Consider the following 11,947-nt stretch of genomic DNA (forward strand, 5'->3'; position numbering starts at 1 on the left):
CCAGTGACTTCGCTGGTCATTGCGCCAACTCAAACGGAAGAAACTACAGCGGTATTGCAAGCTGCGGTCAAGCGAGCTCACGGTGCGAGCCGCCGATACCGAACAACGGCAGCGTTGCCAAGAGTTTGTTTGAAATCGAATTATTCGGCGACGAGAAGAGCATTTATCAGCGAAGCGGCAAGCCTTTTCATGCCAAACCCCGCGCTTGCTCAGTGCGTGTAGGCGATCGGCTGTTGACGACGGATACGGTAGACCGGCGCTGGAGGCTGGTCTACGATACGAAGCTCGGCGGCTTCGTACCGGGTGGCATAAGCCTTCACAACGCCCTGATCGCGCTCCGGACGCCGAGGCTTTCGAACAGGCATCGCACAAGAATTTCGTCCCCGAACGGCTGTCCGGCACCATGGCCTTCATGTTCGAGACCTGCTGTCCTTTGAGCGCGACCGCGTACGCTTCGCAGCCTGATGTTTGGCCCGCAGCGGCGGAAAGCGACGCCAACTTGCCGTGTCACGGCGGCTTCGAACTGGATGTGCGAGCTGCGAAGCAGTTTACCCTGGTGGCTCGGCGCGGATGGCCACAAAAAGCCTGGCCATGACCCGTCGTTCAAGCTGAGCCCATTCGGCAAAACGAGTGAACTCACTCCTTGAGTAACGCCTCGTAGGCTTGCGCGAAGCCGTTGAAGGACAGCGGTACGGCGACGACTTGTCCGCCAGCTTCAGCGAAGGACAGCTTGCCGACGCCACTTGCAGCGCGGAGTTTTTTTAGAGTGTCTTCCTTGAGATCGAATTCGGCAAAGCAGCCCCCCGGCACGCAGCGCGCAAACGGCGCCGTCAGGCCTGGATCGCTATCAGTGGTCTGGATCCGGACGGCCGTGGCAAACGACGCGTTCACCGGAAGCTGGACGATGAGCTTGATTGGACGATCTTTCGCCGGATGCCCGACCGCGATACGCGAGAATGGTACGTTCTTGCCCTGCAATTGAGTGAGCTGCGCCATTTCGCACACTTTCTCGGGGGGAGTGCCAGCGTGGGTCAGGCACTGCACGACCCAATCGGCATAGGTGGCCGTCGTGCTCTGCGGTACGTTGCCTTGCGTCGGCGCCTGCTGCGCTTGAGTCACGTTTGGTAGCAGGGCCGGCCGCAGCACCGGGCGTTCGAACGGTTGCTGCGCGCCGGTACCACGGGCAAGTGTCAAGAGCATGATGCCGGCGAGCGCCGGCCTTCGCAACTTCCGCATTGCAGTGTCGAGCTCCATGCAACCCCGATAGGAAACAGGGGAAGATGTCAAATGTGCAAACCGCTTCTGACCGAACCGATGGCAATCCCTACACGACATCGCGTAGGAGCGCAGCCAAGAACCGCGCGCCCCAATATGCGATAGCGGCTGCGATGACAATCCGCGCCTACGGGACCGCAAACGGGCGGCTGGGGTTCACAAGCCAGCCCCCGAAAGATAACGTGTGCGGAATCGCGGACCGGCCTGGCAGGGGTGCATCTGGGCAATGAACGATATGGCTGGGCAGCCACAAACGGCATTCATGTCGTTTGGCGAGGCATTGCAATATGCCGACCGATGCCGCAACGAAGGACGGCTGTTGGAAGCCGAGGCGGTGTGCCGTCAGATCCTTAAGGCGCAGCCGGACGCTCCGGAAGCCGAGCACCTCCTCGGCGTCATCGCGCATCAAAACGGCAAGCTCGCAGAAGCCATCCAGCATGTCGAGCGCGCGACCAAACTCGCACCGCAGATTGCGCTGTTTCATGCCAATCTCGGCGAGATGCTTCGCCTTGCCGGGCGGCCAAAGCTCGCCGTCGACGAGGCGCGCCGTGCGCTTGCCATCGAGCCCGATATGCCGGCGGCGCTGAGTAATCTCGGCGTCGCGCTTTACGAGCTGAAAGACTACGAAGGGGCCGCGCGTGCTCAACGCAAGGCAATCGCGGCAGCACCGAATTTTGCCGCGGCCCACGGCAATCTCGGCAATGCGCTCCACGCGGTGCGGAAATTCGACGAGGCGATCGCCGCTTATCGCCGCGCCCTAGAGCTATCGCCAGACTTTGCCGATGGTTGGGCCAATTACGGCACGACGCTGCATCATAGCGGCAGCTTCGATGAAGGTATCGCCGCGCTCCGGCGCGCGATCGCGCTGGCGCCGCATCACGCCAATGCCCATTCCGGCCTCGGCATTCTCCTGCTCATGCGAGGTGAATTCGGCGAGGGCCTTGACGAATATGAATGGCGACTGCGTTCGACCGAACGCAAAGGCCCGCGCTTTCCGGAAATTCCTTGGGCAGGCGGCAGTCTCGCCGGCAAACACATCTATGTTCAAGCCGAACAGGGATTCGGAGATACGCTGCAATTCGTGCGTTATATCCCACCACTTGCGCAGCGCGCGGGCCACGTCACATTGCGTGTGCATCAGCAGCTCGTAAGGCTGCTCCGCGAGAGCCTGCCGGGCATCACCGTATGCGGCGATCGCGGCGATCCTGCTCCGTATCAATGCGATGCCGTGCTGTTGAGTCTGCCCCGGCTGTTCAGGACCCGACTTGAGTCCATTCCATCCGACGTACCCTATCTCCGCCCACCCGCCGATACCGCGCAGCGCTTGGGAAAGCACCTCTCCAGGTTGCAAGGCCTCAAAGTCGGCTTGGTGTGGGCCGGCAATCCCGAGCACGTCAACGACACTCGCCGCTCGCTTGATCTAAATGTCTTGGCGCCCCTTCTCGCAGTCGAGGGAGCTTCATTCGTAAGTCTGCAGTTTGGGCCGCGCACGACCGATCTGAAAAGGCTCAAGGGTACGCCCGCTATTGAAGATCTCGGCGCACAATTTGTCGATTTCGCCGATACTGCTGGCGCGGTCGACGCGCTCGACCTCGTCATCACGGTCGACACCTCGGTTGCACATCTCGCCGGCGCGCTCGGCAAACCGGTTTGGGTGTTGCTGCCCTGGGTGACCGATTGGCGCTGGATGCTCAATCGCGAGGACAATCCGTGGTACCCGACCATGCGCCTGTTCCGGCAAAAGCGCGGTGATGAGTGGACCGATATCGTATCGCACATCGCCAGGGAGCTTGCGGCTGTCGTGCAAGGCGACCGCGCGCGGCTCACGCCGTTCAAGGCCGAAGGCGAACGGCGTGCCGCACATGCCGCGGCGATCATGGCAGCGGAGGCCGCACAGGTTGAGGCGCCCATTGCTGCGCCGGTGCAGGCAATGCCGCCGGGCCAAGCCCTCATTGCCGCCGAACAGAAGCGCCGCAACGGATTTCTGGCCGATGCACATGAGTTGACGCGCCGCGCGATCGAAGCCGAGTCCGACAATGCCGAAGCGGCACACATGCTCGGCATCATCGCGCATCAGTCCGGCAAATTGTCCGATGCCATTGCACATGTGCAGCAGGCGATCGCGATCGATCCCGATGTGGCGCTCTACCACACCAATCTCGGTGAGATGCTCCGGCTTGCCGGCCGCGTCGACGAAGGCATCGCGGCGAGCTGCCGTGCTATCACGCTCGATCCGAGCAGTGCGGCCGCCCACAACAATCTCGGTATCGCACTGTTCGATCAGGGCAAGTTCGAGGAGGCGCTCTCGTCTTACGAACGTGCCATCGCGCTGCAGGACCATTTTGCGCAGGCGCACAGCAATCGTGGCAACGCTCTGCAGCGATTGAAGCGTTTTGCCGAGGCTGAGCCCTCCTATCGCCGCGCCATCGAATTGCAGCGGGGCTTTACCGACGGCTGGAACAATCTCGGCACCTGCCTGCGTGAGCTCAAGCGCGCCGAAGAAGCAGAGACCGCTTACCGCGAGGCGCTCGCGCTTGCCCCCAACAATCCCGATACGCTCGATAATCTGGCGTTGGCCGTGAAGGATCTCGATCGACTCGATGAAGCCGCCGATCTGCTGCGTCGCGCGCTCGTCATCGAGCCGAACAGCGAGAAGGTTCATCTGCACTATGGCACCGTGCTGCTCGACCAGAAGAAAGTCGACGAGGCGGCAGCCGTCGCCAACCGTGCGCTCGCGCTGAATACAGACAATCACGACATCGCCAATCTGATGGGACGGATCGCGTTCGAGCGCGGCGACCTCGACGGCGCGCTCGCCTCTTACCGCCGTGCGCTCGCACTCAAGCCGGATCTGGCGGATGCCTATAACAACATGGGGAACGTGCTGAAGGAACTGGGACAGCTGGGCGAGGCGGAGCATGCTTATCTCGAAGCGTTGCGGCTCGATCCGACGGTCGCGGGTGTCTATGTCAATCTCGCCGATTCCAAGAGATTCCGCGCTGGCGACCCGCATCTCGCCGCCATGGAAGCAATTGCGGCGCAGAGCGATGGCCTATCGAAGACGGACCGCATGCAGATCGACTTCGCGCTCGGCAAGGCCTATGCCGATCTCCAGGACTATCCACGCTCGTTCCAGCATTTGCGCGCCGGCAATGCGGCCAAGCGCGCGACCATTTCCTATGACGAGAAGGCGACCTTCGCGCTGTTCGACGACATCGAGCGGGTGTTCTCTCTGGACATGATCAAAGCGAAGACCGGCGGCGGTGATCCTTCACAGTCGCCAATCTTTGTTGTCGGCATGCCGCGCTCGGGGACGACCTTGATCGAACAGATCATCGCCAGCCATCCGATGGTGCACGGTGCCGGCGAGCTGCAGGCCTTCAATGACGTCGTTCTTACCGTTTGCGGGATGGACGGCCGTACGATCCCATATCCGCACTTCGTCGACGCGCTCGACCGCGCCACAGTGCGGCAGATCGGGAGCGATTATGTCGCACGACTCAGCGGGCTCGCCGCGCAGGGGGCGGGTACGATCGTGCGGCGCGTCACCGACAAGATGCCGTCGAACTATTATTTCCTTGGGCTCATTCATCTCGCACTGCCGCGCGCGAAGATCATTCACACCACACGCGATCCGATGGACACCTGCGTGTCATGCTTTTCCAAGCTGTTTTCCGCCGAGCAAAACCACACCTATGACCTCGGCGAGCTCGGCCGCTATTACCGGCGCTACGAGCGGTTGATGGCGCATTGGCGCAGCGTTCTGCCGGCCGCAAGCTTCCTCGACGTCCGTTATGAAGACGTGGTGGTCGATCTGGAGACCCAAGCTCAGCGCATCATCGCCTATTGCGGCTTGCCTTGGGACGACCGCTGCCTTTCGTTTCACCGAACCGAGCGGCCGGTCCGCACGGCCAGTGCTACGCAGGTCCGTAAACCCATCTATCGAAGCGCAGTCGGTCGTTGGCGGGTCTATGAAGACCAGCTTGAGCCTCTTTTGACTACATTGAGTGGCCGCGCCTAAAATCGTCTTTGGCGGTTGGGAGGCCTGTTTGCAAACGGGCGGTGGAGCGCGCTATGCGCAGGCAAGCCGCGCGCGGTCAGGATCTGCATGAACCGGTCGTTTGTCTTAGCTGCGGAAATCATCGCCGATGTTGCTCGAGCGCTCGCGCCGCTTCGGCTCACTACATCACGAATATAGTCGTCCACAATTTTCGCGATAGCGTTCGCCATCGTTCGCGCGACCGTCAGCTTAAACGGCCATTAACTATAAACTCCTACACACGGCGAGGAGTTCAGCATTCACGCGCGATCTCTCCAGTGTAGATTGAAATTCAACCTGGAATTGAAGTTCGAGACTGCGCTGCCCCTCATGGCTGCATACACAGATTCAACTCAAGGACAGTGTCTTGGTGCAGGATATGCACCAATTATTGCGACGCCTTGTCCGGCATTAGGGCCCGGTGAAAAGCGCGCTCAACGAGGTGGTCAACGCCAACGGTTAGGTGCGCTGCTGGCATCGAGCTCGCTGGCAGCACTTTTGATCGGCGGTGGGGCGGCTCCGGCTTACGCCGCCTGCGTCACTCAGAACGGCGGCACGTCCTCTGCGGTGAGCAATTCGAGCGCGATCAACTGCATCGAAGTCTTCAACGGCGCCATCGTCACCGGCAACATCACCAACACTGGCACCGGCGTCATCACGGCGAACGGCGGCTCCCCACCGACGCGGACCGGCATCACCATCTACAATGCTTCGATCGGCGGGGCCATCGTCAATGTCGGCACGATCACCGCGTCCGAGAGCGGCATCGTTGCCGCGAATGCCGCCATATCCGGCGGCATCAGCAATACCGGCACAATCACGGCACACACCCACGGCGTTTACGCCAATGTCTCGACGTTCGCGGGCGGGATCGGCAATGCCGGCACGATCTCGGTGGGCTTTACCGCCATCGCTGTCAATAATGTCTCCGCCTTCTCGGGCGGCATCACCAACAACGCTTCGGGCACGCTCGCGGTGGGCTGGACCGGAATTCACGTCAACAACGTTTCGACCTTCTCCGGCAATATCAGCAATGCCGGCGCGATTTCGGCCGGTACAGCGTACGGCATTCTGGTCAATGGCATCTCGACCTTCGCAGGCGGCATCAGCAATACCGGCACGATCACCGCTCGCCTGGCCGACATCTATGTCGAGAATGTCGGGATCCTGAACGGCGGCATCAGCAACGCCGGCACGATCTCGGCGGGCGCGGGCGTCAATGTCCAGTTGGTTTCGAGTTTCGCGGGCGGCATCGGCAACACCGGCACGATAACGGCACACACCTACGGCATCTACCTCAACAACGTCTCGACATTCACGGGCAGCATCAGCAATTCCAGCACGATCTCGTCGAGCAGGTATGCGATCGTCGTTTCTGGCGCTTCGACCTTCGCGGGCGACATCAGCAATACCGGCACGATCTCGGCACGCACCCACAGCATTTACGTCACCGCCGTATCGAGCTTCGCGGGCCGCATCAGCAATGCCGGCGTGCTCTCGGCGAACCAGAACGGCATCAACGTCACCAATACCGGCATGTTCGGCTCGTCGATCGCAGTCGGCGGCATCACCAATTCCAGCACGATCTCGGGCGGCAACGATGCCATCTTCCTTTCCACCATCTCGGCTTTCTCGGGCGGCATCAGCAATGTAGGCACGATCTCGGCGGGCTTTACCGGCGTCTACGTCCAAGATGTTTCGACATTTGCGGGCGGCATCAACAGCTCCGGCACGATCTCGGCCACCAACAACGACGGCATTGCCATTTCCGCCGTCTCGGTTTTCTCGGGCGGCATCAGCAGCGCTGGTGCGATCTCGGCGGATAAGTATGGCATCGTCATTTCCGGCGTCTCGACCTTCGCCGGTGGCATCAACAATGCCGGCACGATCTCGGCACGCACCATCGACGGAATTTACGTCAACAATGTCTCGAGCTTCGCGGGCGGCGTCGCCAATACCGGCACGATCTCGGTGGGGCGCACCGCGATCGTCGTTGGCAATGTTTCGGCCTTCTCAGGCGGCATCACCAACGGCAATTCCGGCACGCTCGCGGCGGGCTGGACCGGAATCAACGTCAACAACGTTTCGACGTTCTCAGGCAATATCAGCAATGCCGGCGCGATAACGGGCAGTACCGCTTACGGCATTCTCCTCAACGGCATCTCGACCTTCGCGGGCGCCGTCGCCAATACCGGCACGATCGCCGCTCGGCTCTCCGGCATTTATGTCGAGCATGTCGGCAGCTTCGCCGGCGGCATCAGCAACGCCGGCATGATCTCCGGGATGGCGAGCGGTATCAACATCGTCGGCCTCGGCACGTTCGTCGGCGGCATCAGCAATAGCGGGACGATCGCTGCGAACGGCAGCGGCATCTCGTTGGACAGCTCGACCTTTTCGGGGGGCATCACGAACAGCGGCACGATTTCTGCGGGCGATACCGGCATCAACGCCTATCGCGGCATCACCTTCGCCGGCGGCATAGCCAATAGCGGCATGATTTCCGCGCAGGGCAGCGGCATCGTCGTCCGCAGCTCGACGTTTTCGGGCGGCATAAGCAACAGCGGCATGATTTCCGCGGGCAGCTCCGGCACCCGCGTCAGCAACGTCAATTCATTCGGCGGCGGCATCGCCAACAGCGGCACGATTTCCGCGGGTCATTTCGGCATCGACATCCTCGGCGTCGGGACGTTCGCCGGCGGCATCAGCAACAGTGGGACGATCTCGTCGCTGCGCAACGGCATATTCCTCATCAGCAACTCGACGTTCTCCGGCGGCATCGCCAATTCCGGAACGATTGCGGCACAGCTGACCGGTATGTTCGTTACCGGCTCGACCTTTTTGGGCGGCATCACGAACAGCGGCATGATTTCCGCAGGCAATGCCGGCCTCAACGTCAATAACGTCAGCGTGTTCGCCGGTGGCATCGTCAACAGCGCGAGCGGGACGATCACGGCCGCGACCGCCATCAGCATCGGCAGCGGCGTCACTTTCGCTGCGGACAGCACGATCGTGAACTCGGGCACGATCACAGGCTCGGCGGCGGCGATCGACGTCCATCTGGCGACGAGCCCCGTGACGATCGATCAGGCCGGTGGCACGATCAATGGTGCAATCAAGCTCTCGTCCAATGCCGACGTGCTGAACATTTCGGGCGGCGCTATCGCCGGCAATGTCGTCGGCCAGGGCGCCTCGAACACGATCAATTTCAATCTCGGCAGCAGCAGCTTCATATACGGTAGCGCCTATGGGTTCACCGGCGTCAACCAGGTCAACGTCAATTCTGGAACGGTGGTGCTCAATGGAAGCAACAGCGCCACATCCATCGCCGTCAACAACGGCGGGGTGCTCGCCGGCGTCGGCACGCTGAGCTCAGCGAACGTCGATATCGGCGGCACGCTTGCGCCCGGCACGCCCGGCGTGGCCGGCACCATCATGAACATCAACGGCAATTTGGCTTTCCAGTCCGGCGCGATCTATCTCGTCACCATCGCCGGAGCGAGCGTCTCGCGCGTCGACGTGACCGGCGCAGTCTCGCTCAACGGCACGTTGGACGTCGTCGTGCAGCCCGGCAACTTCAAAGGCAACACGCATTATGACATCCTCGATCCGACCAGCATCAGCGGCCGGTTCAGCAGCGTCAACATCCTCAACTTGCCGTCGAGCTACTCTGCCGTCGTCACTTACGACACGACCGACGTCTATCTGGACCTAAGGGCCAGTCTCGGCGCTGGTGATCGGCTGAACGTCAACCAGCAGAATGCCGCCAATGCCATCAACGGCTACTTCAATGCCGGCGGCCCGCTGCCGGCAGGCTTCTCCGCGCTGTTTACGATCCCGAACCCTGGCAACGCGCTGTCGCAGCTCTCCGGCGAGCCGGCGACGGATGCGAGCAAGGGTGCTGGTCAGTTCATGAACGACTTCCTCGTCCTGATGCTCGATCCGACCCGGAGCGGGGGAGGCGGGTCCAATGGCGACGGCGCGGCAGGCTTTGCGCCGGAGCAGGATTCGAGCCTGCCGCGCGATGTCGCGTTCGCTTACGCCAAGGCGTTGAGGACGCCACGTCCGCGGGACCAGATGCCGTCAAGCTTCGATCAGAGTTGGAGTGCCTGGGGTTCCGCGTTCGGCGGCACGAGCGTCACCGACGGCAATGCCGCGCTCGGCTCCAACAATGTCACGGCCCACGACCATGGCTTGGCCGCCGGCATCGACTATCGCGCTACGCCGAACGTCACTTACGGCTTCGGCCTGACCGGCGGCGGTACCAACTGGAATCTCGCGCAAGCGCTCGGCGGCGGGAGGAGCGATGCATTCGGCGCCGGTATCTATTCCAAGACGCATTGGGGACCGCTCTATCTCTCCGGCGCGCTCGCCTTCGCCAATCACTGGTTCACCACCGACCGCGTCGCGCTTGGTGATCCGCTACATGCAAAGTTCACCGGGCAGAGCTATGGGGGGCGGTTAGAAACCGGCTACCGTTATTCGGTGCCGATCACTGATACGCAGAACACTGGGGCCATCGTCGGCGTGACGCCCTATGCCGCCTTTCAGGCCCAGGATCTCCGCACGCCGGGCTACAGCGAGACCGATTTGACCGGCGGCGGCTTCGGCCTCTCCTACAATGCAATGAGCGCGACCGACATCAGAAGCGAGTTTGGTGCCCGGTTCGATAATCTGCAAGTCGTCAACGGCATGCCGCTGGGATTGCGCAGCCGCCTTGCCTGGGCGCATGACTGGGCAAGGGATCCGTCGCTCGGTGCCGTCTTCCAGGCATTGTCCGGAGCAAACTTCACTGTGAACGGCGCCGCTACGCCGAAGAATTCAGCGCTTACCACGGCCGCGGCTGAACTTCACATCAACGCCGACTGGACCGCCATGGCAAGATTCGAGGGCGTGTTCGGCATGGGCTCGCAGACTTACGGCGGCGCCGGCACGCTGAAATACTCTTGGTGAACCTGTGAGAAGGAGCATTGAGCGGTGTGTTTGGCCTGCATTTGGAAAATCCCAGCTTGGCATGTCTGGATCGTTCGTGCTGAGAGATTCAGTCATCCAGCTTGCGCGGTGATAGCCACTCATTGAGTGGTCGGGAATTGATCGCTGGAACGATCCTCCACCTGCAACCAGTTTGGCCACGTCGCCGAACAGGGGAGATCTGGTGTGCAGTAGCGTGGCTGCGCCGCACGGCAACCCTTGACTCGGACCATCGTTTGCCATCCAGCGGTTGGCTCGGAGGTCCTCATGGCGCCTGTCATGAAGGGAGACAACAACGTCTCAGCCCGAGCATTTTGACGTCCTTATCCTTGGGAGCGGCTATCCCTGCCGTGGGAACGGACCGCTATCCCGAGAGGGACTAAGCGAATTCCAATCGCGCAGCGGAGTTCAAGCTTCTCGGGGCGAATGTTCGTCGGTGATCGGTCGCGCACAAACGGCGGCCTTTGGCGCCGGCCCGGACCAGGCTTTCGCGTGCATTCCGAAATTCGCTGATGACCTTGCGGCTCAGCGCCGCTGGTGATCGGCACGCCAAGGCCGAACAGTTCGACGAGCGCGCGGGGACGGACGCTCAATGGTCCGCTCGGTGCTGCGGGCAAACTGGTGGACTTCGGGAGTCACCACCGCCCGGCGTTGGCTCCGCCATCGACGTGCAAGACTTCTCCGGTCACGAAGGCCGCATCATCGAGATAGAGGACGGCGTCGACGACCTCCTGAATTTCCCCGATGCGGCCCATGGGGTGCAGGGTGGCAAGAAAAGCATGCGCATCGGTCGCATGCATCGGCGTTCGGATCGCGCCCGGGGCGACCGCATTCACGCGGATGCCCTTGTCGGCATATTCGATGGCGAGCGACCGTGTCACGGCGTTGAGACCGCCCTTGGTGATCGCCGTCAGAGCCGCCGGCACTCCCTTCACCGGCTGCTCAGCCAGGAGGCTGGAGGTGATGTTGACGATATGTCCGCTGCCCTGGCGGAGCATTTCGGCGATCGCCATCTGCGAGACATGAAAGAAGCCTCCGAGATTGACTCGGACGAGATTTGAAAAGTCACTCTCCGTGTACTCGGTAAAGGGCTTGGGCAGGAACGCGCCGGCGTTGTTGATCACCGTGTCGATGCGCCCGAAACGCTCCATTGCAGTTGTGATGACGCGCCCGGCGATCTCGGCCTGCGAAATGTCGCCTGCGACCTCGACCAGATTCGGCTGGCCTGCGGGTGTGATGTTCCGCGAGCAGGCGACAACGCGATAGCTCCTGGCAAGGAATTGCCGGACTATTTCGGCGCCGATGCCCTGCGATGCGCCCGTTACGACGGCGACTTTCTTCGACGACCTCATTTTGCCTCCCGGTTTGAAGCCAAGCAAACGGAGGTCCTCATCTGATGGTGCCTTGCGGTGGCCGTATTGGTGATTTCGGACAGCCAGTTCAACTAGCTGCGATCGCCCGTTTCGTAGATCGCGCGCTGGATGATGAGGTTAGCTTCGTCCATGCCGTCAGCGCCAACGCGAAGGGCGCGTGTGAAAAATTCGGTCGGCGCCTCGCCCACGATATCGTTGAATTCGTGGATGAGATCGAGCGCCAGGGTCCTCATCTCGATCACGCGAGCAAACGAAAATGTGTTTTGCCGGGTCTTGCTATCCGCGGGGCCCT

Annotated in this window: 6 protein-coding genes; 3 read left to right on the forward strand and 3 right to left on the reverse strand. The window is 61.6% G+C overall.

Going from position 1 to position 11,947, the window contains the following annotated elements; genetic code table 11:
* The first annotated feature begins 205 nt into the window (after positions 1-205).
* Positions 206-595: a homogentisate 1,2-dioxygenase domain-containing protein gene (locus ACQR1W_RS23680; protein WP_434853062.1), complete on the forward strand. Its 390-nt coding sequence runs from the start codon at positions 206-208 to the stop codon at positions 593-595.
* 41 nt (positions 596-636) lie between these two features.
* Here ACQR1W_RS23680 and ACQR1W_RS23685 read toward each other — a convergent pair whose 3' ends face one another.
* Entirely contained in the window at positions 637-1,254 is a 618-nt protein-coding gene (locus ACQR1W_RS23685; protein ID WP_434853063.1) for an invasion associated locus B family protein, read from the reverse strand.
* A gap of 247 nt (positions 1,255-1,501) precedes the next feature.
* On the opposite strand from ACQR1W_RS23685, the gene ACQR1W_RS23690 reads away from it, so the two are divergent.
* Positions 1,502-5,296: a tetratricopeptide repeat protein gene (locus ACQR1W_RS23690; protein ID WP_434853064.1), complete on the forward strand. Its 3,795-nt coding sequence runs from the start codon at positions 1,502-1,504 to the stop codon at positions 5,294-5,296.
* 585 nt (positions 5,297-5,881) lie between these two features.
* Positions 5,882-10,264 carry an autotransporter outer membrane beta-barrel domain-containing protein gene (locus ACQR1W_RS23695; protein ID WP_434853065.1) on the forward strand — a complete coding sequence of 1,461 codons (4,383 nt, stop codon included), beginning with the start codon at positions 5,882-5,884 and terminating at the stop codon, positions 10,262-10,264.
* A 653-nt stretch (positions 10,265-10,917) separates the two neighbouring features.
* Here ACQR1W_RS23695 and ACQR1W_RS23700 read toward each other — a convergent pair.
* Positions 10,918-11,634 (reverse strand): SDR family NAD(P)-dependent oxidoreductase, encoded by a 717-nt coding sequence (locus ACQR1W_RS23700; protein WP_434853066.1) that lies wholly within the window; start codon positions 11,632-11,634, stop codon positions 10,918-10,920.
* Between the two features lie 92 nt (positions 11,635-11,726).
* Complete coding sequence (locus tag ACQR1W_RS23705; RefSeq protein WP_434853067.1) at positions 11,727-11,888, reverse strand: hypothetical protein; 162 nt, start codon at positions 11,886-11,888, stop codon at positions 11,727-11,729.
* Between the last annotated feature and the right edge of the window lie 59 nt (positions 11,889-11,947).

This window comes from Bradyrhizobium sp. HKCCYLS1011, assembly GCF_051167795.1.
Lineage (GTDB): Bacteria > Pseudomonadota > Alphaproteobacteria > Rhizobiales > Xanthobacteraceae > Bradyrhizobium.